The organism is Nakamurella deserti (assembly GCF_003260015.1).
In the GTDB taxonomy this organism is placed as follows: domain Bacteria; phylum Actinomycetota; class Actinomycetes; order Mycobacteriales; family Nakamurellaceae; genus Nakamurella; species Nakamurella deserti.
This window is the reverse complement of the sequence record NZ_QCXS01000002.1, coordinates 2,647,567-2,672,574: the sequence shown is the minus strand read 5'-3', so window position 1 is coordinate 2,672,574 and position 25,008 is coordinate 2,647,567. Positions and strand designations below refer to the sequence as shown.

The window sequence follows — 25,008 nt, the reverse complement described above, 5'->3', positions numbered from 1 at the left end:
TCACTCCTGACGACACCACCCGCAGCACCGAAGGACGCGCCCGATGAACCGCACCACCAGCGACACCACCACCACCGCTACCGCCACCATCGCCGACACCACCCCGGCCGTACCCGCCCCGTTCCCGGTGGCACCGAAGCACACGCTGTTCGAGGACGTGATGGGGCTGGTCACCGGGACGCTGCTCGCGTCCTTCGGGCTGTTCCTGCTCAAGACGGCGGGGGCCGTCACCGGCGGCACGGCCGGTCTCGCACTGCTGCTGAGCTACCTGGTGCCGTTGCCCTTCGGTGCGGTGTTCTTCCTCGTCAACGTGCCGTTCTTCGCGCTGGCGTTGTGGAAGAAGGGCCTGGACTTCACCGTCCGGACGGCGCTGGCCGTCGGTCTCGTCGGCGTGTTCTCCTCGCTGCACCCTGCGGTGGTGGATCTGCAGCGGCTCGACCCGGTGTACGCGGTCATCCTCGGGAACCTCATGGCCGGGGTGGGGCTGCTCATCCTGTTCCGCCACAAGGCCAGCCTGGGCGGGTTCAACATCCTCGCGCTGATCCTGCAGGAGCGACTGGGCTGGCGCGCGGGGTACGTCCAGATGGCGCTGGACGTCACGGTCGTCACCGTCGCGCTGACCGTGGTGACCCCGCTCGGTGTCCTGCTGTCGGCGGCCGGCGCGGTGGTGCTGAACCTGGTGCTGGCGCTCAACCACCGGCCGGGCCGGTACCAGGGGCTCTGAGCCCCGCCGGGCGCCGGAGGTCGGGCGACCGGCGGCCTCCGCCCCAGGACCGTCGTCGTGGCGGCGACGGAGCGCGACCCGACCTCAGTCGAGCCGGGCGGCGGCGCCGGCCCGCAGCGCCGCGGCCACCCGGTCCAAGGCCGGTGACCGGAGCTTCCACTGCTGCCAGTACAGGGTCACCGCGACTCGGTGACGGCGGTCGAACTCCACGAGAGCGGCCGCGTCGAGCAGCTCGCGGGTCTGCAGCCGGGGGAGCAGCCCCCAGCCGAAGCCGGCCACGGCCGCCTCGACGAACTGTGACGACGCCGGGATCGCGTGCGTCGGCGGGGTCGGCGGCGTGCGGAAACGCTGCTCGAGGTAGCGGTGCTGCAGGGTGTCCTTCCGGTCGAAGACGAGCATCGGTGCGTGCGCCAGGGCGTCCCGGGTGGGCCCGTCGGCGAACCAGCGGGCGACGAAGGCCGGTGACGCGACGGGCCGGTACCGCAGCCCACCGAGCCGCACCACGCTGCATCCCGGCACGGGCTCGGCCTGTGTGGTGACCGCGCCCATCACCGTGCCGTCCCGCAACAGCGCACTGGTGTGCGACTCGTCGTCGCACCGCAGATCGAAGCCGATGCTGTCGGCCAGCGGCGCCAGGGTCGGCAACACCCACGTCGCCAGCGAGTCGGCGTTGACCGCGATCGGCAGCACGGGCGGACGGCCCGGGCGATCGTCGGTGCCCAGCTGAGCGGCGGTGTCGGCCGCCAGCAGGTCCAGCTGGCGGGCCAGCCTGACCACCGCGCGGCCGGAGTCGGTCAGCCGCACCGGTCTGCTGCGGATCAACAACACCCGGCCGGTCGCCGTTTCGAGCGCCTTGAGGCGCTGACTGACCGCCGACGGGGTCACGTGCAGCTGCCGCGCGGCCGCGTCGAGCGTGCCGGCGTCGGCCACCGCGCTCAACGCCCGGAGCTGCATGAGGTCGAGATCCACGGCGCCGACAGTAGATGAAGCATCTCTCATGGTCGGTGAAAATCATGAGCTGGACTGTCGTCGGTGTGCGCTCCTAGCGTGGGCGCCCGTGACCACCTCCCTCCTCGCCGCCCTGGCCGGCCTCGGCTTCGGCCTGTCCCTCATCGTCGCCATCGGCGCCCAGAACGCCTTCGTACTGCGCCAGGGGTTGCGCGGTGAGCACGTCGCCGCGGTGGTGGCGATCTGCGCGGTGTCCGACATCGTGCTCATCGCGGCGGGTGTCGCCGGTGCCGGAGCGGTCGTCTCGGCGGTCCCGTGGGTGCTGACGGTGGTCCGGTACGCCGGCGCGGCGTTCCTCCTCGGCTACGGACTCCTGGCCGCCCGCCGCGCCGTCCGGGGCGGCACCCTCACCACCGACACCACCGGGCGGGCCACCGCCCTGGGCGCCGCGGTGGCGACCGCGCTGGCGCTCACCTGGCTCAATCCGCACGTCTACCTCGACACCGTGGTGTTGCTGGGGTCCATCGCCGGCACCCACGGCGATCGCCGCTGGTCGTTCGCCGGCGGCGCGGCGCTGGCCAGCGTCGCGTGGTTCGCCACGCTGGGTTTCGGCGCCCGCTACCTCCGGCCGGTCTTCGCCCGGCCGCGGGCCTGGCAGGTCCTCGACGCGGTGATCGCCGTCGTCATGACCGCCCTCGCGGTGTCGCTGGTCGTCTCCGCCTGATCTGCGGGTGCGATGATCGGCGGCGGCCCGCACCCGGGCCGTCCGACCGAGGAGAAGCATGTCCGGCTCAGCTCTGCCCCGCAGCACCCCGTCCGCGGCCGGCGTCGACGCCGCCGGCATCAGCGCCTTCGTCGACGCCCTCACCTCCACGCCGGGGATCGACCCGCACAGCCTGATGCTGATCCGCGGCGGGACGGTGGTCGCGGAGGGTTGGTGGGCGCCGTACGCACCGGACCGGGTGCACCTGCTCTACTCGCTGAGCAAGAGCTTCACCTCGACCGCGCTGGGCTTCGCCGTCGCCGAAGGGCTGGTCGACCTGGACGCGACGGTGCTCGGTCATTTCCCGGAACTCGACGCCGACATCACCGACCCCCGCAGCCGGGCGCTCACGGTGCGCCATCTCGCCGCGATGGCCGCCGGGCATCCGGTCGACATGCTGGAGCCGGCGAAGGACGTCGATCCGGTCGACCTGGTGCGGGGTTTCCTGCTGCTGCCGCCCGACGGCGAACCCGGCACCGTGTTCGCCTACAGCCAGCCCTGCACCTTCACCGTCGGGGCCATCGTGCAGCGGGTCAGCGGCGGCTCGCTGACCGAGTGGCTGCGGCCGCGGCTGTTCGAGCCGCTGGGCATCGGGGAGGTCGGTTGGCAGCGGGACGCGTCCGGCCGCGAGATCGGCTACTCCGGCCTGCACGCGGTGACGGAGGCGATCGCCGCGCTCGGTGTGCTGTACCTGCAGCGCGGCCGCTGGGGCGACCGGCAGCTGCTGCCCGCGTCGTGGGTGGACGAGGCCACCCGGCCGCAGGTCAGCACCGCCGCCGAGGGCAACCCCGACTGGCAGCAGGGCTACGGGTACCAATTCTGGATGGCCCGGCACGGGTACCGGGGCGACGGCGCCTACGGGCAGTACTGCATCGTGCTGCCCGAGCACGACACCGTGCTGGCGATCACCTCGCAGACGCCGCAGATGCAGTCGGTGCTGGACCTGGTGTGGGAGCACGTGCTGCCCGCCCTGGCCGGTCCGGGCTCCGCGGCGGCCGACGAGGCACTGGCCGCCCGGCTCGCGCACCTCACCCTGCCGGTGGTGACCGGGGAGGCGCTGGTCGCCGACGGACGCACCCTCACCGCGGCCGCCGGGAACGACCAGCCCACGGTGTCCGGGCTGCGGGTGACCGGAGACCCGGCCGGTGTGCGCGTCGTGCTGACCGAGGGCGAGCGGACGCTGGAGTACGCCGTGGGACAGGGGGAGTGGGCCGTCACCGACGTGGTCGCCGCGTCCGGCGCGATGGTCGACGGGGTGCAGGCGATCGACCTGGTCTTCCTCGAGACCCCGCACCGTCTGCAGCTGCGGGTGCCGGCGGGGGCGTCGGAGTTCACCGCCCACTGGGTCAGCGCACCGTTGTGGACCACCCCGCTGGCCGCGCTGCGGATGCCGTCCTGAGCCGCACCACGCCGTCCGCCGTCGACCGGTCCGCAGGTGGGCGCCGGTGACGTGGCGCATCGTCGCGGCGCTCGTCGGGTGCGCGCTGCTGGCGCTGTCCAACGTCGACCGCACCCGGGCGAATCCCGGACGGACGCTGGAGCTGTTCCCGAACGCCCGCCCGGCCCAGCTGCGCCGGACCGTCGTCGTCCCGGCGGTCGGCTTCTTCCTGCTGGTCCTCGGGTGCGCCGCGATGCAGGTCCGGATCGGCGTCTGGGCGTTCGGGGTCTTCGCCGTGCTGTCCGCCGCGGCCACCCTGCCGGTGGTGATCCACAACCGCCGCACCCGCCGTTCCGCCTGATCGGCACGGTCGGCGGGGCCGGCTGCCGGGTCGAACCACCGGGGCGGTCGTGGCGTTGCGCCTGCGCCGAGAGCGGAACGTCGCACCGGGGAGACGGGCCCGCGACACCCCGGTGCGACACTGCCTGTCGTGAACATCGCTCTCGGCCTCGTGGCCCTGGTCGCGGTGGTGTGCCTCGTCACCGCCGTCTGCGACCGACTGAGACTCTCCCCGCCGCTGATCCTGGTCCTGGTCGGGGTGGTCGGCTCGTACCTCCCGTTCGTCCCGGACGTCACCCTGACCGAGGAGATCGTGCTGGTCGGGCTGCTGCCGCCGCTGCTGTACGCCGCCGCCATCCGGACGTCGCTGGTGAGCTTCCGGCAGAACCGGCGCTCGATCGGGTTGCTGTCGGTGGGCTACGTCATCTTCTCCACGCTCGGCGTCGGCGTGGTCGCCCACCAGGCGCTGGACATCGGCTGGGCCGCCGCGTTCGCCCTCGGCGCCGTGGTCGCGCCGCCGGACGCGGTGGCCGCCACCGCGGTGGCCCGCCGGATCGGCATGCCGCGGCGGGTCGTCGACATCCTCGAGGGCGAGTCGCTGGTCAACGACGCCACCGCCATCGTGGTCCTGCGCACCGCGGTCGCCTCGATCAGCGGCACGGTCGCCGCCTGGCAGATCGCCGCCAACTTCGTCCTCGCGGCCGGCGGCGGCGTGGTGATCGGGCTGGCCGTGGCGTTCGTGATCGTCAAGCTCCGTCCGCACATCGAGGACGTGCTCATCTCCACCGCGGTGTCGTTCACCGTGCCGTTCGTGGCGTACGTGGCCGCCGAGGAGATCCACGCCTCCGGGGTGCTCGCCGTCGTCGTCGCCGGTCTGCTGATCGGGCACAAGTCACCGGTCACCCAGTCCGGTACCGCGCGGCTGTCGGAGCGGATCAACTGGGCGACCGTGCAGTTCCTGCTGGAGAACTCGGTGTTTTTGCTCATCGGTCTGCAGGTGCGGCAGATCGTGGAAGCCGCCGAGACCGACTCGCTGGGCACGACACGGATCTGGTGGGGGTGCGCCGCGGTGCTGCTCGCCGTCCTGGTGCTGCGGCCGCTGTGGGTGTTCCCGGCGACGTACCTGCCCCGGCTCATCCCGGCGGTACGGCGCAACGACCCGGCTCCGCCGCTGACCTACCCGACGATCATCTCGTGGGCCGGGATGCGCGGCGTGGTCACGCTGGCCGCGGTGTTCGCCATCCCCGAGGACGTCCCGCATCAGCCGGTCCTGGTGCTGGCCGCCCTGATGGTGGTGTTCGGCACGCTGATCCTGCAGGGCTTCACACTGCCGACGCTGGTCCGGCGGTTGAAGGTCCGCGGCACCGACCCACGGGAGGATCTGCTGCAGCAGGCGGTGGTGCTGCAGGAGACGGCGGAGGCGGGACTGGCGAAGCTGGAGAGCGAACGCCTACCGGACGACCCGCCGGACATCGTGCACAGCCTGCGACAGCGGATGGAACAACGTCGGTTGACCGCCTGGGAGCTGCTCGGTCGCCCGGAGTCCGACGGCGAGACCCCCAGCCAGCGTTTCCGTTCCCTGCGGCTGACCATGCTGCAGGCGGAGCGGGACAAGGTGCTCGAGCTGCGCAGCGAGGGGCACCTGCCGCCCAAGGTGCTCAGTGACGTGCTGGAGGTGCTCGACGTCGAGGAGGCGCTGGTCACCAGTTGGGCCGAGCCCGATCTGGCGCCGGACCGCGACGACGTGCTGCTCGCCCCGGAGCCACTGCGCGGCGGCTGCGACCACCTGACGCATGCACCGGTGTCGCTGAAACCCAAGAGCGCCGGGGTGTGCGAGGACTGCATCCGGGAGCACACCCAGCCGGTGCACCTGCGGATGTGCCTGAGCTGCGGCAACGTCGGATGCTGCGACTCGTCGGTGGGCAGGCACGCCGACCGGCACTACGCCGAGACCGGGCACGCGGTGATGCGCAGCATCGAGCCCGGCGAGGCCTGGCGCTGGTGTTACGTGGACGACCTCATCGGCTGAACGGGCTCAGCCGACCGCGGCGCGGACCCGGTCGGCGACGGCCCGCAGTCCGGCCGGCACCGGCGTCGCGACCGGCAACGGCAGGTCAAGCTCCAGCCAGCTGACGCAGCCGCCGTACGCCGGGAGCCGCGGTAGGACCACCGGCGCGGGCAGCGGGGTGACGTGGACGACGAGCGCCGTGAGCCGGTGCCGCGGCCGGAAGTCCACCCGGTGACGTCGCACGGACTCCGTCGTCCACAGGTGCAACGGCTCCAGTGCGCCGATGTCGTCGGGCCGCACGACCGGGATCGCCGCGACGACCTCGGCGGCCGCCCGGATCGTCAGCGCCTCCGGGGTCGCGTCGGCGGCGCCGGGAGCCAGCAGGTGCGCGAACTCCGGCCGGGTCGACCCGGCGTGGGTGTGGACGTACGTCGGGAACAGCAGGAACCGGGACGCGCCGACGGCGAAGCGCTTCTCGTGGATGCCGCCCTTGCGCAGCAGCACCGTCTGCCGCCCGGCGAGCAGTGCGTGGACCGCCGCACCCCACTCCTTCAGAGCCGGTGTCACGGGTCCGGTGCGGGCGGCACGGAGCGGCTCAGCGCTCCAGCTCGCGGGTCTCGGTGTCCTCGGGGCGCCGGACCTCGACACCGCCCCAGAACGCGAGGCCGTTGATCCGGACCACCGGTCCGCCCGGGCGGCCCTGGCAGCGGGCCTTGTCCTCGAACGCGCCCATGATCCCGACCCCGCTGACGATCACGGTGGTGTCGGGTGACACGACGATCTCGATCCCGCCCATGATGGCCACCGCGGTGATCGTCACCTCCCGCTCGGCGTACCGGGCCTGGGTGAGGTCGAGCTCGACCCCGCCCCAGAACGCGACGGCGGTGAACTGTCGCGGTACCACCCACAGACCCTTGCGCTCCGACCCGGACATCACCGCGATCGCCGCCGACGAGGTCGGGGCGCCGCCGACGAGCCCGCCGGACGGCCCTCCGGCGCTCGGCGTGGGTGCGGTCAGTCGCACGGGCTCGGGCAGGTCGTGGGTCAACGGCTCGAGCTCGCCGACGGTCCTGGAGGCGTAGACGACGTCGAGCCGCTCCTGCAGTTCGTCCATGGTCAACCGGCCTTCGGCCACCGCGACCTGCAACGCGCGGGCGACGCGCTCGCGATCGGCGTCGGAGGCGCGCAGCCGGCCGGGGTGGGCACCGGGAACCAGGTCGTCGGACACGCCCCAGATCGTAATCGCCGGACGCGGCGCCGGGGCGGCGGTGCCGACCGGTGGGGCCGGCCCGGGCGCGTCCAACGCGGGCGGTATTCGATCATGCCGTCCGGGCACAGACCCTGGTGACCCCGACGTCAGGAGCGACCATGACCGACACCGAGACCCGTCTCCGACAGTTGAGTGACAGCTGGCAGACGCTGTCGCCCGACGGGCAGCAACGCGCGATCGCCGAGCTGGACGAGTTGCGGAGCGGCCTCGACCCGGCGGCCGACCAGGGGCTCGTCGACCGCCTCGAGGCCCTGCGCGCCGACCTGACCCTCACCGTCGGACTGCAGCCGCCGTCCGAGGAGCTGGGTTTCAAGGGCTGAGGAGTTTCCCGCCGGGCGGTGCCCGGGTAGAGCCAGCAGGACGCTGAAACCGCCGGCCGGTACCGGAGAGCCGGGTGATGTCCGATGTCGGATTCCGTGAGTACCCCGACCCCGACCCCGTCCACGGGTTCGCGGCCCGACGGGTCCGAGCTCGCGTCGGCCGTCACGTCCGTGGAACGGGTGACCGTCGTGCTGCTGACCTTCAACTGTGCGCACCGGTTGCGTCCCGTGGTGGAACGACTGCTGACGCTGGGTGTGCCGGTGGTCGCGGTCGACAACGGGTCCACCGACGCCACCGTGGCGACACTCCGCTCGTGGCCGGGGATCACCGTGGTGCCGCTGCCGCGCAACATCGGCGCCGCCGCCCGCAACGAAGGGGCCCGCCGGGCGGGCACCCCGTACGTCGCGTTCTGCGACGACGACGGCTGGTACGAGCGGGACGGGCTCGGGGTGGCCGTCCGGTTGCTGGACCGGCACCCCTCGCTGGCTCTGGTCAACGCCCGCATCCTGGTCGGCGAGGAGGAGCGGCTGGACCCGATCAGCGCGGAGATGGCCGACAGCCCCCTGACCGAGCGGGACGGCATCCCCGGCACGGTGCTGCTCAGCTTCATGGCCGGCGCGGTCGTCGTCCGGCGTTCGGCCTTCCTGGGCGTCGGCGGGTACCACCCGCGCTTCTTCATCGGCGGCGAGGAGGAGACCGTGTCCTACCCGCTGGCCGACGCCGGTTGGCAGATGCGCTACGTGCCCGACGTCGTCATGCACCATCACCCGAGCGTGGCGAACGCACCCCACCTGCGGGCGTTCGGGATGCGCAACACGCTGTGGAACGCCTGGCTGCACCGGCCCTGGCGATCGGCGCTGCGGTGGACGGTGTTCACGCTGGCCGACACCCCGAAGAACCGGGACTGGGCGCGCGGGCTGATGATGGCCCTCGGTGGCCTGCCGTGGGCCCTGGCCCACCGGCGGCCGGTCGAGCGGGAACTCGACGAGGCGATGTCGGTGCTCGACCGGCGCCGGTTCGCCGCCCGGCGCCGGCTGCTCAACCGTGCCGATCCGCTGACCACACGGCGAGCGGCCGGCGCGACGGGCGGCCGGTGACCGCCGCCGGCGCGGTGTCTGCGGCCGGCGCGACGGGCGGCCGGTGACCGCCGCCGGTGCGGTGTCAGCAGCCGCACCGCCCCGTCGGTCGGCGTCCGCCGGCGAGGGGGCCGGGCGCGGCCAGGGGCGGGCCGGTCACTCGTGTTTCTGCAGCGCCCGCCCGAGCTCGGCCTTGTTCATGTGGGAGTAGCCGGTGATCCCGGCCTTCTTCGCCCGCTCGATCAACTCGTCGCGGGTGTTGCCCTCGACGTCGACACCGCCGAACGTCTCGCCCCTGCCCTGGCGCTTCTCCTCGGTGGTGCCCTTCGACCGGGGATCCGACGGACCCTTCTCGTCCTTGAGCTCCCAGTGGTCGCCGACCTTCTCGGCGACGTGCTTGACCGAGGCCCAGGCCGTGCGGTGCGCCCGCGACTCGTCACCGTCGTACTGGTCCTCGGCGCTGTCGAGGGTCTCGGTGTAGGTGTGCTGGATCTTCTTCGCCGACCGCTCGAGGGTGCTGGGCAGGTCCGGGCTGTCGTCCTTGTCGTCGGTGGGCACGGTGGCTCCTCTCGTCGGGCCGGCGGGCGGCGGTCGCACACCGGGCGGTCTGTGCTGTTCCTTGCCCACGGACCGGCCACCCGTGCACACGACGGCTCCGGCTGCGCACGGCGCGCACGCCGTCCTGCCTGATCGGTGCAGCGTGCGGGCCTGCGGGGTGGGACGATCGTCGCGGGCCGCGCGGCCCGGCACAGGAGGAGACGCGATGGGAAAGCAGACGTCCCGGGAGCGGCGGGCCGAGATCGTCCGACTCGCCACGGTTTCGGGCCTGGCCAACGTGGAGGAGCTGTCCACGGTCCTGGGCGTCACCTCGTCGACCATCCGGCGCGACCTCGCGGTGCTCACCGCGCAGGGCAAGCTGGCCCGCACCTACGGCGGCGCGATGGCGCTGGTGCCGCATCCCGAGGCGTCGCTGCGGCAGCGCAGTGGGCAGGCGTTCGAGGCCAAGCGCGCCATCGGCCGCTGGGCCGCCGCCCAGGTCCGGCCGGGTGAGACGGTGTTGCTGGACGCCGGGTCGACCACCGGGGCGATGGCCAATGCGCTGGCCTCCGCCCGCGAGATCGTCGTCGCCACGGTCGGTCTCAACGCCCTCGACGAACTCGCCGACGCCACCGGTGTCGAGGTGCTCAGCCTCGGCGGCCGGTTGCGTCCGCTGAGTCAGGGCTTCGTCGGCCCGCTGACGGAAGCGTCCCTGGAGCGGATGACCTTCGACCGGGCGTTCATGGGCACCGACGGGGTGACCGCCGACCGCGGCATCTGCGAGGCGGACCTGACCCAGACCCGGCAGAAGGAGCTGATGATGCGCCGCGCCGAGCACGTCTACGTGCTGGCGCACGCGGCCAAGCTGGGCCAGCGGCCGTTCCACGCGTGGGCGGTGATGCCCGACCACTGGACGCTCGTCACCGACGACAGCGCCGAGCGCGAGGAGGTCGCGAAGTTCAAGGACCACGGGATCGACGTGGTGGTGGTGGACAGCGCCACCACCTCGTTCGAGGCGGTCGACGAACGCTGACCGTCGTCCAGGCGGCCGTCGAACGCTGACCGTCGTTCGATGCGGTCGACGAACGCTGACCGTCGTCCAGGCGGCCGTCGAACGCTGACCGTCGTTCGATGCGGTCGACGAACGCTGACCGGGAGCGCGTCCGAGGGACGACGGACCACCGCCGGCCCCGAGCCCTCGGGACGGGCCGTGGCGGCCCGCTGACGCACCCCGCGGTCCAGCGCGGGGCATTGCCGGTTCAGCCTGCCGGCTCGGCCCGGCCGGTTCAGCCCCGCCGGTTCGGCCCCGCCGGTTCGGCCCCGCCGGTTCAGTCCAACCGGCTCGATTCTGCCGGTCGAGCCCCGCCGGTTCAGCCCGACCGGCTCGACCCTGCCGGACGATCCCTGCCGGTTCAGCCCTGCCGGTTCAGCCCTGCCGGCTCGGCCCCGCCCGGCTCGACCCTGCAGGTCCAGCCCTACGGCCCTTCGGTACAGCCCGCCGGCTCAGCCCTGCCGGTTGGCCGGGGTGAAACCGGTGGCGTGGCTCTCGGCCTGGGCGCGGATCACATGGGTGACCGCGTTGATCAGCGCCAGGTGGGTGAACGCCTGCGGGAAGTTGCCCAGGTGCTGGCCCGTCTTGGCGTCCAGCTCCTCCGCGTAGAGCCCCAGCGAGGAGGCGTGCGACAGCAACCGGCTGCACAGGTGGTGCGCCCGCTCCACCTCGCCGATCTCCACCAGCGCCGAGACCAACCAGAACGAGCAGATGGTGAACGTGCCCTCGTCGCCGGCGAAGCCGTCGTCGGTCTCGTGGACGCGGTAGCGCAGCACCAGCCCGCTCTCGGTCAGCTCGTCGGCGATGGCCAGCACGGTGTCGCGGATGCGCGGGTCGTCGGCCGGCAGGAACCGGACCAGCGGCGCGAGCAGCAGCGAGGCGTCCAGCGCGTCGGAGCCGTAGCGCTGGACGAACACGCCACGGTCGTCGACGCCGTGGGTGCAGATGTCGTTGTGGATCTCGTCGGCGATCGCCTGCCACTTCTCGGCCGTGCCGGGTGAGTCGTGCAGCCGCGCGAGCCGCGCGCCCCGGTCCAGGGCGACCCAGCACATGATCTTGGACGAGGTGAAGTGCTGCGGCTCGCCGCGCACCTCCCAGATCCCGCGGTCGGGGGCCCGCCAGTGTGCCGCGGCCTGCTCGACCTGCGCCTTCACCACCGGCCACAGCTCCTCGGGCATCTGCTCGCGGGACCGGGCGTGCAGGTAGATCGAGTCCAGCAGCGCCCCCCAGACGTCGTGCTGCTGCTGGTCCCAGGCGCCGTTGCCGACCCGGACGGGCCGGGAGTCGGCGTACCCGGACAGGTGGTCGAGGGTGAACTCGTCCAGCGTCCGCTCGCCGCCGACGCCGTACATGATCTGCAGGTCGTTGTTGTTGTCCCGGCAGACGTCGGAGATGAAGAAGAAGAAGTCGTTGGCCTCGCGGTCGAAGCCGAGGGTGTACAGGCCCCACAGCGCGAAGGTCGAGTCGCGGATCCAGGTGTAGCGGTAGTCCCAGTTGCGTTCCCCGCCCGGGGTCTCGGGCAGCGAGGTGGTGGCCGCGGCCAGCAGCGCACCGGTCGGCGCGTACGACAGGCCCTTCAGTGCCAGCGCACTGGACTGCAGGTACGACCGCCACGGGTGGTCGGGGAACGAGCCCTGGGTGAGCCATTCGCGCCAGTACTCGCTGGTCCGCAGCAGGTAGGCGTTGGCCTCGGCGGTGGTCTGCGGTCCGGGCAGCTCGGAGAACGACAGCGCCACGAAGTGCTCGTCGCCGGGTCGCATGGTCGTGCGGGCCTGTGCGGTACGGCCCTCGTTGCCCATCCGCAGCGAGGAGGTCAGCACGATCGTCGGCTGTCCGTCGGCGGAGGCCTTCATCTTGTTGTAGCCGGCGTCGACGTACTCCCAGGTCGGGCCGACCTTGGCGTAGTCGAACAGCGGCTCGCAGTGCAGGCCGATGTCCACCGAGCCGTGCAGGCACTTCACCACCCGCACCAGACAGTGCTCGGCGTCGATGTCGGTGGGGGAGCGCCGGTGGGTCCTGGACCGCTCCCGGACGTTGTGCCACGGGCCCATGATCAGCGCGTCCCGCACGATGATCCAGCCCGTCGGGGTCTGCCAGGTCGTCTCCAGCACCAGCGTCCCGGGCAGGTAGCGACGTGCTGCCGGGACCTGGACGCCGTAGGGCCCGAGCCGGAAGAAGCCGCCCGCCCGGTCCAGCAGGGCGGTGAAGATGCTCGGCGAGTCCGGCCGTGGGATGCACAGCCACTCCACCGCACCCGACGGGGCGATGAGGCAGTTCGTCTCGCAGTCGGAGAGGAATGCGTAGTCGGCGATGTTGGGGAACGCGTCGCTGATCCGACCGTCACTGGTCGCCATGACCGGGTGCGAGCTGCCCCCGCCCGGCGTCGCCGACGCACCCAGCGGATGGCCGGTGGCGGTCAACGGATGCCCCTTGTCATTCACGGCACGCCCCAGGTTCAGGATCGGATGGTCGTTCTCGCCGTCCAGACCGCGCGTCGTCGACGCGACCGAGCCGGTTCCGTCGTCGGTGGGCGGCGGGGGCAGCGGATCGAGGCTCATGCACCCATTCTGACGCCATCGCGGCTGGTCACGAGACCCCGGCGGGTGGCGCGCTCATCGGAGGAAGCCCAATCCCCCCTTGGGGCTGTTGCCGGGAGCCAACGACGCCGCCCAGGCGGCGAACGCCGACGGATTACGACTCTGCAGGATGACTCGGCCCGGGCCGGCGAAGTCGAACACGAACCCCTCCCCGGACTTCATCGTCTGCACGGTCCGGCCCTGGACCGCGCGCCGCATCTGGAACTGGATGTTGAGGTCGTAGGCGACGACGTGCCCGGTGTCGACGGTGACCTGCTGGCCGGGGGCCAGGTCGAAGACGTCGATGGCGCCGTAGACGCTCACCACCGCGGTGCCCTGACCGCTGCAGCGGATGCCGAAGCCGCCCTCGCCGCCGAACAGGTTCGCGCGGCCGCCCCACTGGGTGTCGATCTGCGTGCCGTGGGAGTTGGCGATCCAGTTGCCGCGGGCGATGTAGTACGGCCGGTCGGGCTGGATGTCGATGGGCAGGACGTCGCCGGGCAGCACCCCGGCGACGTCGACCCAGCCGCCCTGCGGGGGCGCGGTGTAGGTGGTGACGAAGAACGACTCGCCCGCCAGCACCGACCGCTTGAGCCCGGCCATGATGCCGCCGTCAGCCCTGGCTTCGATCTGGACGCCCTGACTGTGGGCCATCATGGCCCCGCCCTCGACGCGGACCGGCTCGTTGGGAGCCAGGATGAGCCGCGCGACGCTGAAGGACGGGTTGTGGCGGAGTTGGGTCTGCATGGGGAAACGGTAAACCTCCGGTGCCGGGACGGCAGTGGCATCCCGGCAGGTTCCGCCGTCGAGACGTCCGGCACATTCCGGGCGGTCACCGGTGCGGCCGGGGGGTCCCCCGGGAGGATGGAACGGTGCACGTTCCCCCGGCTCTGGTGACGTTGCGTGAGGAGCGGCTGGAGGGGCGTCCGGTCGCACACCGGCTGCGTCTGGTCGCGCTGGTGCTGCTCGGTCTCACGGTGTTCGTGTCGGGGCTGATCGTCTTCACCCCCGGCCCGCCGGCGCGGCACGGCCAGTCGTGGTTGCACCACTGGTCCGCCGTGTGGCAGGCCAGCGGCGCCCAGCCCCGCTTCCTCACCTACGACACGGTCGAGTGGGGCTCGAATCTGCTGATGTTCCTGCCGATCGGGTTCCTGTTCGCCGCGGCCGTCCGGCCGGCGCTGCGGCACTGGGTGGTGCCCGTTGCCGCCGCCGGGTCGGTCGTTATCGAGACGGTGCAGCTGTTCATCCCGGAACGCGTCTCGTCGGTGTCCGACGTGCTGTCCAACACCGTCGGCGCGCTGCTCGGGGTGCTGCTGCTGGTGCACCTCACCGAGCGCACTTCGGGCCGCCGCGCCGCCGCCGGTGTCGTCGACCGGGCCGCCGACGGCCCATCCTGGACGGGATGACGACGCAGCAGAACCCACCCACCCGCTGGCAGACCGAGACCGTCGGTGAGCGCTGGACCGGCTACCGCGAACGGTTCGCCGAGCTGGTGGCCTCCGGCGCCGACCTGGACGGCGAGGCCCGGCTGCTGGACGCGATGCTGCCCCGGGGTGCCGCGGTGCTCGACGCCGGCTGCGGGACCGGTCGGGTCACCGACGCGCTGCGCCGCCGTGGGCACCGCGCCGTCGGCGTGGACCGGGACGAGGGGCTGCTCGCCGCCGCGCGGGCGTGGTACCCCGGGTCGTCCTACGTGGCCGCCGACCTGCTGACGCTGACCCCGGATCTGCTCGCCGCCGCCGGGGCGCCGACCGCGTTCGACCTGGTGGCGCTGCCCGGCAACGTGCTGGTCTACCTGGCGCCCGGCACCGAGCGGCAGGTCCTGGCGGTGCTGCGCGGCCTGCTCCGGCCGGCCGGGCGGATCGTCGCCGGCTTCGCCACCGACCGGGACTACCGCGTCGACGCGCTGGACGTCGACGCCGCGGCACTCGGCCTCACCGTCGAGCACCGCTTCGCCACCTGGGACCTCGTACCGTGGACGGCCGACGCCGACTGGTGCGTCACGGTGTTGCGAGCCGACTGAGCGGGGTCCGTGACCAGCCGGTGACTGTCCGCAGGCATACGTCACGGTGTCGCTGCGACGATCAACCGGGGGTCACGTTTACCTCACTCGTGCACATCTGCAGCGGCTAGGCTGCCGCCGTGCCCGCACATCAGAGCTTCCGCCACGAGGCATTGCTCTACCACGACCACGACGAGTACCTCGACACGGTGGTGCCTTTCCTCCGGGAGGGTGTCGAGCGGGGCGAGCACGTGCTGGTCGCGGTGGTCGAGCCCGCCGGCGACGAGATCCGGGAGCGGCTCGGGGACGCGGCCGGCGAGGTGGCGTTCGTCGACATGAGCGACCTGGCCGCCAACCCGGCCCGGATCATGCCCGCGCTCACCACGCTGGTCGAGAGCCACCACCACGACGGCCGCGCCATGCGGGTCCTGGGGCAGCCGGTCTGGGCGGGCCGCCGTGACGTCGAGATCGTCGAGTCCCGGTTGCACGAGGGCCTGATCAACCTGGTGATCCCGCCGGACGCGCCGCTCTGGCTGATCTGCCCCTACGACGCGTCCACCGGCGACCCCGAGGTTGCCGAGCACGCCGCGCACAGCCATCCGGTGATGCTGGAGAAGGGCGACTACCGCGGCAGCACCGGCTACACGGGCGCCTGGTACGTCGAGAACATGTTCCGCCGGGCGCTGCCGCCGGCGCCCGACGACGCCGAGGTGCGCACGTTCCGGCGGGCGGAGATCGGGGAGGTCGCCAACCGGGTGCTGGCCACCGCGTTCCGCGCCGGCCTCAGCGTCGAGCGGTCGCACCGGCTGGCCGCGGCGATGCGCGAGCTCGCCTCCGACGCGACCGTCGGTGACACCGCCGTCCTGCGCGTGTGGACCGACGCCGACGCGGTGGTCTGCGAGATCGAGGACCCGCTGGTCGCGGCGCCCGTGGTCGGCCGGGTCCCCACCACCACCCGGGCCGCCCGCAAGGGCCTGTGGTTGGCCAATCAGACCTCGGATCTCATCCAGGTCCGCTCGACCGAAGCCGGCACCACCGTGCGGGTGCACACCTGGCGCTGAACGCCGACGCCCACGGTCCGTGCCCGCCACCCCGCCACATCCGACTCCGGACACACGACGACCGCCGCGCCGGCGGGTGAGCCGGGCGCGGCGGTCGTCGGGGGTGTCACGCCGGGACGTAGTTGAAGACGTCCGGATCCGGCCCGGTGCGCTCGTCGCGGTTCAGCGCCGAGATGAAGCCCATGTCGGCGGGGGACAGCTCGAAGTCGAAGATCTCGAAGTTCTCGCGCATCCGCTCGGCCGACGACGACTTCGGGAAGATGATGTTGTCCAGCTGCACGTGCCAGCGCAGCACCACCTGTGCGGTCGACTTCCCGTGCTCCGCCGCGATCCCCTTGATGACCGGGTCGTTCAGCACGCCACCCTGGGCGATCGGCGACCAGGCCTCGGTGGCGATGCCGTGCTCGGCGTTGAACGCGCGCAGCGCGTCCTGCGTCAGGTACGGGTGCACCTCGATCTGGTTGACCGCCGGCACCACGGTGCACTCGTCGGCCAGCCGGTTGAGGTGGTTGGACTGGAAGTTGGACACGCCGATGGAACGCGCCCGGCCCTCGGCGTAGACCTTCTCCAGCGCCTTCCAGGTCCCGACGAAGTCGCCGGCCTCGGGCAGCGGCCAGTGGATGAGGATGAGGTCGATCTGCTCGACACCCAGGTCGGTCAGGGTCTGGTCGAACGCGGCCAGGGTGCTGTCGTAACCGTGCCGATTGTTGTTGATCTTGCTGGTGATCCAGATGTCGGCGACGTCGACGCCCGACGCGCGGATGCCCTCACCGACCTCCTTCTCGTTGCCGTACATCTCGGCGGTGTCGATGTGGCGGTAGCCCACGCCGATCGCCTGGGAGACGGCCGCGGCCGTGTCGGCCGGGTCGATCTGGAAGACGCCGAAGCCCAGCTGCGGGATCTCCACGCCGTTGTTCAGGTGCACATGGGGGACGGTCATACTGCATCTCCTTGCCTGTGGTGCGATGGTGACGCCGGGGTCCGGGGTACCGGCACTCCCGATCCGGAAGTCTGCCCAGCTCCGCCCACCGGTACGCACGACGTGCGAGGAGGACCCTTGAGCACCGTGACCCTGCGGCCGATGACGGCGGACGTCCTGGACACGTTCCGCCGCGTCCAGCTCGACGGCTACATCACCCAGCGCGTCGAGTTCGGCGGCGAGGACCACGCCACCGCCACCGCCGTCGCCACCGACCAGAACGACCGGTTCTTCCCCGGCGGCGTGCCGGCGGAGGGTCATGCGCTGTTCACCGCGCACGACGCCGACGGCGCCCGGGTCGGCGCGTTGTGGTTGTTCCGCCGGTCGGACACCACCGTGTGGATCTACGACGTGGAGATCGACGAGGGCTTCCGCGGCCGTGGCCTCGGGCGGGCGTTGATGCTGGCGGCGCACGGTTGGGCACAGTCGCAGGGGGCGACCGTCGTCGAGCTGAACGTGTTCGGCGGCAACGCGGTCGCCCGCGCCCTCTACACCTCACTCGGGTACACCGAGCGATCCGTGCACATGGCGAAGACGCTGGTGCCCGAACCCCAGGAGCATTCATGACCGACCGCCGCATCACGACCGTCGCCGTCACCGGCGGCAGCGGCAAGCTGGGCCGTGCGGTCGTCCGCGACCTCGTCGAGCACGGGTACACCGTGGTCAACCTCGACCGGATGACCCCGCCCGCCGACGCCGGCAATCCTTTCGTGCGGGTGGATCTCACCGACTACGGGCAGGTGTTCGAGTCCCTGCACGCCATCGACGACCGTCATAGCGGGGTCGATGCGGTGGTGCACCTGGGGGCCGTCCCGGCCCCCGGTCTGGTGCCCAACGCGGCCTTGTTCACCAACAACATCACCGCGACCTACAACGTGTTCGCCGCGGCGAAGGCGTGCGGCATCAAGCGCGTGGTGTGGGCCTCCAGCGAGACGGTGCTCGGCCTGCCCTTCGACACCCCGCCGCCGTACATCCCCGTGGACGAGGAGTACCCGCCGCGGCCGGAATCGTCGTACTCGCTGTCCAAGCGGCTCGAGGAGTCGATGGCCGAGCAGTTCTGCCGCTGGGACCAGGAGCTGACGATGATCGGCCTGCGCTTCTCCAACGTCATGGAGCCCGCCGAGTACGCCGCGTTCCCGTCGTTCGACGCCGACGCGACCCTGCGCAAGTGGAACCTGTGGGGTTACATCGACGCCAGGGACGGCGCCCAGGCGGTCCGCAAAGCCCTCACCGCCGAGGTCACCGGCCGGGAGGTCTTCATCATCGCCGCCGCCGACACGGTGATGAGCCGACCCAACGCCGAACTCGTCGAGGAGGTCTTCCCGGGCGTCGGAATCACCGGTGAGGTCGGGGCGAACGAGACCCTGCTGAGCATCGGCAAGGCGCGCCGGCTGCTGGGCTTCGACCCGCAGCACAGCTGGCGCGACGAGGTCTGAGCGCTCCCGCCGGGCCGCTCGCGGCCCCCGGTCGTAGGCTCGGCCCATGATCGACACCGAATCGATGGCCACCGGATTCCACGCTGAGTTGCCACCGTGGGTGTGGCCGTTCCTGGACGACTACGAGGCGCCGCTGACGTCGTCGGCGGAGCGGATGGCGCTGGTCCACGCGCTCGCCGACCGCAACTGGGTGGCCGGCAACGGCGGGCCGTTCGCGGCCGTCGTCGCCGACACCTTCACCGGCGAGATCGTCAGCGTCGGGGTCAACGTGGTGCTGTCCAGCGGGCTGTCGTCGGCGCACGCGGAGGTCACCGCGATCAGTCTCGCGCAGGCCGCCGTGGGCAGCTGGGACCTCGCCGCGGTGCGGCCCGGTCTGGAGCTGGTGGTCAACTGGCGGCCGTGCGCGATGTGTTTCGGGGCGTTCCTGTGGTCGGGCGTGCAGAAGCTGGTGGTGGCGGGCGACGGACCGGAGCTCGAGGAGCTCACCGGGTTCGACGAGGGTCCGGTCGTCGCCGACTGGGCGGAGCAGCTCGAGCAGCGGGGCATCACCGTGGAGCAGGACGTGCTGCGCGAGGGTGCCATCGCGACCTACACCGCCTACGGCCAGGGCCGCGCGCTGGTCTACAACGCCCGCCGGGGCTGACCCCGGCGGGCGTCGGAGCAGGACGAGCCGCTCGCTCAGCCCAGGGTCGTGGCGTCGATGACGAAGCGGTAGCGGACGTCGGAGGCCAGCACCCGCTCGTAGGCCTCGTTGATCTTGTCGGCGGGGATGACCTCGACCTCGGCGCCGATGCCGTGTGCGGCACAGAAGTCGAGCATCTCCTGGGTCACCGGGATGCCACCGATGAGGGAGCCGGTGACCGACTTGTGCCCGGCCAGCTGTCCGCTGCTGACCGACATCGGGTTGGGAGCCGCGCCGACGTTGCTCATCGCCCCGCCGATGTCGAGCAGCCCGACGAAGGCGGGGATGTCGAGGTCGGCGCTGACGGTGTTGATGATGATGTCGAACCGACCGGCCAGGGTCTCGAAGGTGGCCGGGTCGGAGGTGGCGTAGTAGTGGTCCGCGCCCAGGGCCAGACCGTCCTCCTGCTTCTTCAGCGACTGCGACAGCACGGTCACCTCGGCGCCCATGGCATGGGCGAGCTTGACCGCCATATGCCCCAGGCCGCCGAGCCCGACGACGGCGACCTGCTTGCCGGGGCCTGCGCCCCAGTGCTTGAGCGGGTTGTAGGTGGTGACGCCGGCGCACAGCAGCGGCGCCGCCTGCTCGGCGTCGATGCCCTCGGGGACCGACAGCACGAAACCCGCGTCGACGACGACCGAGGTCGCGTACCCGCCCTGGGTGATGGTGCCGTCGCGGTCGGTGTCGCCGTAGGTGAAGACCGCGCCCTCGAGGCAGAACTGCTGCTCGCCGCGGACGCAGTTGCGGCACTCGCCGCACGAGTTGACCATGCAGCCGACGCCGACCCGATCGCCGACCTGGTGGGTGGTGACCTCGGAACCGACCTCGGCGACGTGACCGAAGATCTCGTGTCCGGGGGTGAGCGGGTAGGTCTGAGGACCCCAGTCGCCCTGGACGGTGTGGATGTCGGAGTGGCAGATGCCGGCGTAGGTGACATCGATGCGGACGTCGCGGGGGCCGACGTCGCGGCGCTGGATCGTGGTGGGAACCAGCGGTGCGCCTTCGGCGGGGGCGGCGTAGGCGGGGACGGTGCTGCTCATGGAGATGCTCCTCGAAAAGGGACGATGCGGGTGCAGTGCCGCCGACTCCGACGTGGATCCGGCGCCGGGCTGGTCGGCGCCGGTCGCCTGCGAACAGTCCGGTACCCCGGGCTCCCGCCCGGCGGTCACCAGGAGCGGCGACGTGATCCATCAGACATGAGCCGGCCCGACTCAACCGTCTTGACAGAACCGCCAACGATGGGCATTCTTGAGTCAATGGCGCTCAAGGTGAGTGCCCTGCCCCACGCAGTACCCACCCCGCCCGGGGAGACCACGATCCGGGTGCAAGCCAGGAGGATTCGCTTCCATGTCGCGTGCCGTCGGTATCGATCTCGGTACCACCAACTCTGTCGTCGCCGTTCTCGAGGGCGGCGAGCCCACCGTGATCGCCAACGCCGAGGGCGCTCGCACCACCCCGTCGATCGTCGCCTTCGCCAAGAACGGTGAGGTGCTCGTCGGTGAGGTCGCCAAGCGCCAGGCAGTCACCAACGTCGACCGCACCATCCGCTCGGTCAAGCGCCACGTCGGCACCAAGTGGACCGTCGACATCGACGGCAAGGGCTACAGCCCGCAGGAGATCAGCGCCCGCGTCCTGGGCAAGCTCAAGCGCGACGCCGAGGCGTACCTGGGCGAGCCGGTCACCGACGCCGTCATCACCGTTCCCGCCTACTTCAACGACTCGCAGCGTCAGGCCACCAAGGAGGCCGGCGAGATCGCGGGCCTGAAGGTCCTGCGCATCGTCAACGAGCCGACCGCCGCCGCGCTGGCCTACGGGCTGGACAAGGGCGACAAGGAGGAGACCATCCTGGTCTTCGACCTCGGTGGTGGCACGTTCGACGTGTCGCTGCTGGAGATCGGCGACGGCGTCGTCGAGGTCAAGGCCACCGCCGGTGACAACAAGCTCGGCGGCGACGACTGGGACGAGCGCATCGTCAACTGGCTGGTCGAGAAGTTCAAGAAGGCCAACGGCATCGACCTGACCAAGGACAAGATGGCCATGCAGCGCATCCGCGAGTCCGCGGAGAAGGCCAAGATCGAGCTCTCCAGTTCGCAGAACACCTCGATCAACCTGCCCTACATCACCGTCGACGCGGAGAAGAACCCGCTGTTCCTCGACGAGTCGCTGTCGCGCGCCGAGTTCCAGAAGATCACCTCGGACCTGCTCGACCGCACCCGCACCCCGTTCCACCAGGTCATCAAGGACGCCGGCATCAAGGTCGGCGACATCGACCACGTCATCCTCGTCGGTGGTTCCACCCGCATGCCGTCCGTGACCGAGCTGGTCAAGGAGCTGACCGGTGGCAAGGAGCCCAACAAGGGTGTCAACCCGGACGAGGTCGTCGCCGTCGGTGCCGCGCTGCAGGCCGGTGTGCTCCGCGGTGAGGTCAAGGACGTCCTGCTGCTCGACGTGACCCCGCTGTCGCTGGGCATCGAGACCAAGGGCGGCATCATGACCAAGCTGATCGAGCGCAACACGACGATCCCGACCAAGCGGAGCGAGATCTTCACGACGGCCGAGGACAACCAGCCGTCGGTGCAGATCCAGGTCTACCAGGGCGAGCGCGAGGTGGCCGCCTACAACAAGAAGCTGGCCATGTTCGAGCTGACCGGCCTGCCGCCGGCCCCCCGCAACGTGCCGCAGATCGAGGTCACCTTCGACATCGACGCCAACGGCATCGTCCACGTCACCGCCAAGGATCTGGGCACCGGCAAGGAGCAGTCCATCAAGCTCACCGGCGGCTCGGCCCTGTCCAAGGACGAGATCGACCGGATGATGCGTGAGGCCGAGGCCCACGCCGAGGAGGACAAGGCCCGCCGCGAGGAGGCCGAGGTCCGCAACCAGGCCGAGGGTCTGGTCTACCAGACCGAGAAGTTCGTCAAGGACAACGACGAGAAGCTGCCCGAGGAGCCCAAGGAGCGCGTCAACGAGGCGATCGCCAAGGTCAACGAGGCGCTGAAGGGCACCGACCTGGCCGAGCTGAAGTCCGCGGTCGAGACGCTCGCCACCGAGTCGCAGACCCTCGGGTCCGCGCTGTACGCCCAGCAGCAGGCCGACGGCAGCACCAACGGTGCCGCCGACGGGACGACGGGCTCCTCGAACGAGGAGGAGATCGTCGACGCCGAAATCGTCGACGACGAGGCCAAGAAGTGACGGCCCCCGACCAGAACGGGACCAGCAGCACCACCGGAACAGAGGAGCCGCACGTCGTGTTCAGGGACAAGCGGCGGATCGACCCCGACACCGGGGACGTCCGTGACGCGGCGGGGAATCCGTTCCCCGCCGCGGGGGACCCGGGTGACCCGGCGCAGGCCGGTCAGCCCATCGACGCCCACGTGACCGCCGACAGCGAGGAGGTCGCGAAGCTCGCGACCGATCTCGCCGAGCGGACGGCCGACCTGCAGCGGGTCACCGCCGAGTACGCCAACTACCGCAAGCGGGTCGACCGCGACCGGGAGGTGGCCACGGTGACCGCCAAGGCGGCCGTGGTGGGTGAACTGCTCGGGGTGCTCGACGACATCGAGCTGGCCCAGAAGCACGGCGACCTCACCGGGGCGTTCAAGTCGGTCGCCGAGCGGCTGATCGGCACGCTGGAGCGCGCCGGGCTCAAGGGCTTCGGCGCCGAGGGCGATCCGTTCGACCCGGCGCACCACGAGGCCGTGCAGTTCGGCACCTCGGTCGACGTCGACGCCCCCACGGTGACGAGCGTCTTCCGGCGCGGCTACGAGTTCAAGGAACGCCCCCTGCGGGCCGCCGTGGTGGTGGTCACCGGGCCCGATCAGGACGCGGCACCGCGACCGACGAATGGAGATGCTGTGAGCACGCCCGACACGCCCGATTCCGAGGCCGCCGACGAGCAGGACCGCGTCGACGACGCCAAGGCGCGCGCCGAGCAGGAGAGCAAGTCCGGCAGTGTGCCGGACCTCGACGGCGACGCGGTGGGATCGGACGGGCAACCCCGGCCCGCCGAGGACCCGGCCTGATCAGGACCGCATCACCGGGTGCCCCGGCCGACCCGGCCGGGGCACCCCGCACGTCAGCAGGACGACAGTGACCGCAGGACCACCGGTACCGGGTGATCGACAGGAGGGAGGTTCCGGGTGAGCGCGCAGGACTGGATCGAGAAGGACTTCTACAAGACGCTCGGCGTCGACAAGAAGGCGCCGGCGGCGGACATCAAGAAGGCCTACCGCAAGCTCGCCCGGGAGCTCCACCCCGACAAGAACCCGGACAACAAGGCGGCGGAGACCCGGTTCAAGGACGTCTCCGAGGCCTACGACGTGCTGTCCGACGACGCCAAGCGCGCCGAGTACGACGAGGCCCGCTCGCTGTTCGGCGCGGGCGGCATGCGCCGCCCGGGTGCCGGCGGCGGCGGCTTCGGCGGGCCCGGTGGCGGCGCCACGTTCGACGTCGGTGACCTGTTCGGTCGCGGCGGTGGGGCCGGCGGTGGCGCGGGCGGTCTCGGGGACATCTTCGGCAACCTGTTCAACCGTGGCGACGGCGGTCGCGCCTCCCGCGCCCAGCGCGGAGCCGACACCGAGGCGGAGGTGCGGATCTCCTTCGAGGACGCCGTGCGCGGGGTGACCGTGTCACTGCAGCTCGGCCAACGGGCGAGCTGCCCGACCTGCGCCGGTACCGGGGCCAAGCCCGGGACCAGCGCACACGAATGCCCGGTCTGCAACGGCAAGGGACTCGTCACCCGCAACCAGGGGTCGTTCGCGTTCTCCGAGCCGTGCAAGAACTGCCGCGGTACCGGGATGGTCATCGACGAGCCCTGCCCGACCTGCCACGGCGAGCGGACCGTGCTCACCACGAAGTCGCTCACCACGCGGATCCCGCCCGGGGTCACCGACGGGCAGAAGATCAAGCTGTCCGGCAAGGGTTCGCCGGGGGCCAACGGCGGACCGGCGGGTGACCTGCTCGTCACCGTGCACGTCGCCCCGCACCCGATGTTCGGCCGCAACGGTGACAACCTGACGCTCACCGTGCCGGTCACCTTCCCCGAGGTCGCCCTGGGCACCTCGTTGACGGTGCCGACGCTGGACGCCCCGGTCACCCTGCGGGTGCCGCCGGGCACGTCGTCGGGACGCAAGTTCCGGGTCAAGGGCGCCGGTGTGCAGCGCCGCGACGGGCGGCAGGGCGACCTGATCGTCACCGTCGAGGTGGCGGTCCCGGCCCGGATGAGCGACGCGGCGAAAGCTGCGTTGGAGGCCTACGCCGCCGAGCAGACCGACGATCCCCGTGCGGCCATCACCGCCGCGGTGGCTGCCGGCAGTGCGACCACGGCCGGCAGTGGCAGCACGGTCGGGGCGGGAGCGTCGTGATGGGCGACTCCGGACGCCGTGACCGGCGCGACATCCCGCTCGACGAGCTGGCTCCGCTGTTCGTCATCTCGGTGGCCGCGGAGCTCGCCGGCATGCACGCCCAGACCCTGCGGTCCTACGACCGTGAGGGCCTGGTCTCGCCGGGTCGCACGCCCAGCGGTGGCCGCCGGTACTCCCAGCGCGACATCCAGCTGCTCCGTGAGGTGCAGCGGCTGAGCCAGGACGAGGGCGTCAACCGCGCGGGCATCAAACGGATCATCGACCTCGAGTCGCAGGTGCTGGCCCTGCAGGCCCGGCTCACCGAACTCTCCGACGAGCTGGACCGGGCCAACGCCGAGCTGCGGAAAGCGTCCCAGCACACCGCCAGTTCGGTGGCCGAGGCCTCCGAGGCCGTGCACCGCTCCTACCGCCGTGACGTCGTCCCGTGGCGGGCGCCGTCCGCCGCCATCGTCACCTGGCAGCCGCGGTCCCGCTGACGCCGCCCCTTCTTCAGG

Annotated in this window: 26 protein-coding genes; 18 read left to right on the top strand and 8 right to left on the bottom strand. The window is 71.7% G+C overall.

Annotated features, from left to right (window positions below):
* The first annotated feature begins 43 nt into the window (after window positions 1–43).
* The gene (locus DB033_RS12220) at window positions 44–724 is read left to right on the top strand and encodes a YitT family protein (RefSeq protein ID WP_111766918.1); all 681 of its coding nucleotides are present in this window, start codon (window positions 44–46) and stop codon (window positions 722–724) included.
* Between the two features lie 84 nt (window positions 725–808).
* Here DB033_RS12220 and DB033_RS12215 read toward each other — a convergent pair whose 3' ends face one another.
* Entirely contained in the window at window positions 809–1,693 is an 885-nt protein-coding gene (locus DB033_RS12215; RefSeq protein ID WP_170315527.1) for a LysR family transcriptional regulator ArgP, read from the bottom strand.
* 88 nt (window positions 1,694–1,781) lie between these two features.
* Here DB033_RS12215 and DB033_RS12210 point away from each other — a divergent pair, with 88 nt between their 5' ends.
* The 4 genes from DB033_RS12210 to DB033_RS12195 all read left to right on the top strand — a co-directional run bounded on the left by DB033_RS12210 (window position 1,782) and on the right by DB033_RS12195 (window position 6,181).
* The gene (locus DB033_RS12210) at window positions 1,782–2,396 is read left to right on the top strand and encodes a LysE/ArgO family amino acid transporter (RefSeq protein WP_240615851.1); all 615 of its coding nucleotides are present in this window, start codon (window positions 1,782–1,784) and stop codon (window positions 2,394–2,396) included.
* 58 nt (window positions 2,397–2,454) lie between these two features.
* Window positions 2,455–3,834 (top strand): serine hydrolase domain-containing protein, encoded by a 1,380-nt coding sequence (locus tag DB033_RS12205; protein WP_111766915.1) that lies wholly within the window; start codon window positions 2,455–2,457, stop codon window positions 3,832–3,834.
* Between the two features lie 46 nt (window positions 3,835–3,880).
* On the top strand, window positions 3,881–4,174 hold the full coding sequence (locus tag DB033_RS12200) for a hypothetical protein (RefSeq protein ID WP_111766914.1): 294 nt from the start codon (window positions 3,881–3,883) through the stop codon (window positions 4,172–4,174).
* Window positions 4,175–4,303: 129 nt separating this feature from the next.
* Entirely contained in the window at window positions 4,304–6,181 is a 1,878-nt protein-coding gene (locus DB033_RS12195) for a Na+/H+ antiporter (RefSeq protein ID WP_111766913.1), read from the top strand.
* Between the two features lie 6 nt (window positions 6,182–6,187).
* On the opposite strand, the gene DB033_RS12190 is transcribed toward DB033_RS12195, so the two are convergent.
* On the bottom strand, window positions 6,188–6,727 hold the full coding sequence (locus DB033_RS12190; RefSeq protein ID WP_111766912.1) for a DUF1802 family protein: 540 nt from the start codon (window positions 6,725–6,727) through the stop codon (window positions 6,188–6,190).
* Between the two features lie 28 nt (window positions 6,728–6,755).
* A complete protein-coding gene (locus DB033_RS12185; RefSeq protein ID WP_205843778.1) occupies window positions 6,756–7,388 on the bottom strand; it encodes a DUF1707 SHOCT-like domain-containing protein in 633 nt (210 codons plus the stop codon).
* 140 nt (window positions 7,389–7,528) lie between these two features.
* On the opposite strand from DB033_RS12185, the gene DB033_RS12180 reads away from it, so the two are divergent.
* Both DB033_RS12180 and DB033_RS12175 read left to right on the top strand, forming a co-directional pair.
* Window positions 7,529–7,750, top strand: coding sequence for a hypothetical protein (locus DB033_RS12180; protein ID WP_111766911.1), 222 nt, complete (start codon window positions 7,529–7,531; stop codon window positions 7,748–7,750).
* A 96-nt stretch (window positions 7,751–7,846) separates the two neighbouring features.
* The gene (locus DB033_RS12175; RefSeq protein ID WP_170315526.1) at window positions 7,847–8,848 is read left to right on the top strand and encodes a glycosyltransferase family 2 protein; all 1,002 of its coding nucleotides are present in this window, start codon (window positions 7,847–7,849) and stop codon (window positions 8,846–8,848) included.
* A 135-nt stretch (window positions 8,849–8,983) separates the two neighbouring features.
* On the opposite strand, the gene DB033_RS21450 is transcribed toward DB033_RS12175, so the two are convergent.
* Window positions 8,984–9,385, bottom strand: a complete 402-nt coding sequence (locus DB033_RS21450; protein ID WP_111766909.1) for a ChaB family protein — start codon at window positions 9,383–9,385, stop codon at window positions 8,984–8,986.
* A 205-nt stretch (window positions 9,386–9,590) separates the two neighbouring features.
* On the opposite strand from DB033_RS21450, the gene DB033_RS12165 reads away from it, so the two are divergent.
* A complete protein-coding gene (locus DB033_RS12165) occupies window positions 9,591–10,397 on the top strand; it encodes a DeoR/GlpR family DNA-binding transcription regulator (protein ID WP_111766908.1) in 807 nt (268 codons plus the stop codon).
* Window positions 10,398–10,867: 470 nt separating this feature from the next.
* Here the strand turns inward: DB033_RS12165 and DB033_RS12160 are convergent, their stop codons facing one another.
* Both DB033_RS12160 and DB033_RS12155 read right to left on the bottom strand, forming a co-directional pair.
* Window positions 10,868–12,769 carry a glycoside hydrolase family 15 protein gene (locus DB033_RS12160; RefSeq protein WP_111767448.1) on the bottom strand — a complete coding sequence of 634 codons (1,902 nt, stop codon included), beginning with the start codon at window positions 12,767–12,769 and terminating at the stop codon, window positions 10,868–10,870.
* A 258-nt stretch (window positions 12,770–13,027) separates the two neighbouring features.
* A complete protein-coding gene (locus DB033_RS12155; protein WP_111766907.1) occupies window positions 13,028–13,738 on the bottom strand; it encodes a TIGR00266 family protein in 711 nt (236 codons plus the stop codon).
* 125 nt (window positions 13,739–13,863) lie between these two features.
* Between DB033_RS12155 and DB033_RS12150 the strand changes: the two genes are divergently transcribed.
* From DB033_RS12150 to DB033_RS12140, 3 genes are all read left to right on the top strand, one after another.
* Complete coding sequence (locus DB033_RS12150; RefSeq protein WP_157970649.1) at window positions 13,864–14,397, top strand: VanZ family protein; 534 nt, start codon at window positions 13,864–13,866, stop codon at window positions 14,395–14,397.
* A complete protein-coding gene (locus tag DB033_RS12145; RefSeq protein WP_111766905.1) occupies window positions 14,394–15,014 on the top strand; it encodes a class I SAM-dependent methyltransferase in 621 nt (206 codons plus the stop codon). Before DB033_RS12150 ends, DB033_RS12145 begins: the two co-directional genes overlap by 4 nt.
* Before the next feature lie 119 nt (window positions 15,015–15,133).
* Window positions 15,134–16,054: an MEDS domain-containing protein gene (locus DB033_RS12140; protein WP_111766904.1), complete on the top strand. Its 921-nt coding sequence runs from the start codon at window positions 15,134–15,136 to the stop codon at window positions 16,052–16,054.
* A 106-nt stretch (window positions 16,055–16,160) separates the two neighbouring features.
* Here DB033_RS12140 and DB033_RS12135 read toward each other — a convergent pair whose 3' ends face one another.
* The gene (locus DB033_RS12135; protein ID WP_111766903.1) at window positions 16,161–16,994 is read right to left on the bottom strand and encodes an aldo/keto reductase; all 834 of its coding nucleotides are present in this window, start codon (window positions 16,992–16,994) and stop codon (window positions 16,161–16,163) included.
* Window positions 16,995–17,120: 126 nt separating this feature from the next.
* Here DB033_RS12135 and DB033_RS12130 point away from each other — a divergent pair, with 126 nt between their 5' ends.
* Genes DB033_RS12130 through DB033_RS12120 form a run of 3 tightly spaced genes read left to right on the top strand, consistent with a single transcriptional unit; the run spans window position 17,121 to window position 19,112 of the window.
* Window positions 17,121–17,600 carry a GNAT family N-acetyltransferase gene (locus tag DB033_RS12130; protein WP_240615890.1) on the top strand — a complete coding sequence of 160 codons (480 nt, stop codon included), beginning with the start codon at window positions 17,121–17,123 and terminating at the stop codon, window positions 17,598–17,600.
* Complete coding sequence (locus DB033_RS12125; protein WP_111766902.1) at window positions 17,597–18,469, top strand: NAD-dependent epimerase/dehydratase family protein; 873 nt, start codon at window positions 17,597–17,599, stop codon at window positions 18,467–18,469. Before DB033_RS12130 ends, DB033_RS12125 begins: the two co-directional genes overlap by 4 nt.
* A 46-nt stretch (window positions 18,470–18,515) precedes the next feature.
* A complete protein-coding gene (locus DB033_RS12120; RefSeq protein WP_205843776.1) occupies window positions 18,516–19,112 on the top strand; it encodes a nucleoside deaminase in 597 nt (198 codons plus the stop codon).
* A 35-nt stretch (window positions 19,113–19,147) separates the two neighbouring features.
* Here the strand turns inward: DB033_RS12120 and DB033_RS12115 are convergent, their stop codons facing one another.
* A complete protein-coding gene (locus DB033_RS12115) occupies window positions 19,148–20,191 on the bottom strand; it encodes an NAD(P)-dependent alcohol dehydrogenase (RefSeq protein ID WP_111766901.1) in 1,044 nt (347 codons plus the stop codon).
* 307 nt (window positions 20,192–20,498) lie between these two features.
* Between DB033_RS12115 and dnaK the strand changes: the two genes are divergently transcribed.
* From dnaK to DB033_RS12095, 4 genes are all read left to right on the top strand, one after another.
* A complete protein-coding gene (gene dnaK, locus DB033_RS12110; protein ID WP_111766900.1) occupies window positions 20,499–22,343 on the top strand; it encodes a molecular chaperone DnaK in 1,845 nt (614 codons plus the stop codon).
* The gene (grpE, locus tag DB033_RS12105) at window positions 22,340–23,173 is read left to right on the top strand and encodes a nucleotide exchange factor GrpE (protein ID WP_111766899.1); all 834 of its coding nucleotides are present in this window, start codon (window positions 22,340–22,342) and stop codon (window positions 23,171–23,173) included. Before dnaK ends, grpE begins: the two co-directional genes overlap by 4 nt.
* A gap of 117 nt (window positions 23,174–23,290) precedes the next feature.
* A complete protein-coding gene (gene dnaJ / locus DB033_RS12100; protein WP_111766898.1) occupies window positions 23,291–24,514 on the top strand; it encodes a molecular chaperone DnaJ in 1,224 nt (407 codons plus the stop codon).
* Window positions 24,514–24,990 (top strand): heat shock protein transcriptional repressor HspR, encoded by a 477-nt coding sequence (locus tag DB033_RS12095; protein WP_111766897.1) that lies wholly within the window; start codon window positions 24,514–24,516, stop codon window positions 24,988–24,990. The genes dnaJ and DB033_RS12095 overlap by 1 nt, the downstream gene beginning before the upstream one ends.
* Window positions 24,991–25,008 lie beyond the last annotated feature (18 nt).

Bases quoted from the DNA above. Each gene is read 5' to 3' on its own strand.
- DB033_RS12145 (WP_111766905.1), top strand. From the start codon at position 14,394: ATGACGACGCAGCAGAACCCACCCACCCGCTGGCAGACCGAGACCGTC.
- DB033_RS12180 (WP_111766911.1), top strand. From the start codon at position 7,529: ATGACCGACACCGAGACCCGTCTCCGACAGTTGAGTGACAGCTGGCAG.
- DB033_RS12165 (WP_111766908.1), top strand. From the start codon at position 9,591: ATGGGAAAGCAGACGTCCCGGGAGCGGCGGGCCGAGATCGTCCGACTC.
- DB033_RS12125 (WP_111766902.1), top strand. From the start codon at position 17,597: ATGACCGACCGCCGCATCACGACCGTCGCCGTCACCGGCGGCAGCGGC.
- DB033_RS12160 (WP_111767448.1), bottom strand. From the start codon at position 12,769: ATGGCGACCAGTGACGGTCGGATCAGCGACGCGTTCCCCAACATCGCC.
- DB033_RS12155 (WP_111766907.1), bottom strand. From the start codon at position 13,738: ATGCAGACCCAACTCCGCCACAACCCGTCCTTCAGCGTCGCGCGGCTC.
- DB033_RS12095 (WP_111766897.1), top strand. From the start codon at position 24,514: ATGGGCGACTCCGGACGCCGTGACCGGCGCGACATCCCGCTCGACGAG.
- dnaK (WP_111766900.1), top strand. From the start codon at position 20,499: ATGTCGCGTGCCGTCGGTATCGATCTCGGTACCACCAACTCTGTCGTC.
- DB033_RS12120 (WP_205843776.1), top strand. From the start codon at position 18,516: ATGATCGACACCGAATCGATGGCCACCGGATTCCACGCTGAGTTGCCA.
- DB033_RS12115 (WP_111766901.1), bottom strand. From the start codon at position 20,191: ATGAGCAGCACCGTCCCCGCCTACGCCGCCCCCGCCGAAGGCGCACCG.
- DB033_RS12135 (WP_111766903.1), bottom strand. From the start codon at position 16,994: ATGACCGTCCCCCATGTGCACCTGAACAACGGCGTGGAGATCCCGCAG.
- DB033_RS12220 (WP_111766918.1), top strand. From the start codon at position 44: ATGAACCGCACCACCAGCGACACCACCACCACCGCTACCGCCACCATC.
- DB033_RS12205 (WP_111766915.1), top strand. From the start codon at position 2,455: ATGTCCGGCTCAGCTCTGCCCCGCAGCACCCCGTCCGCGGCCGGCGTC.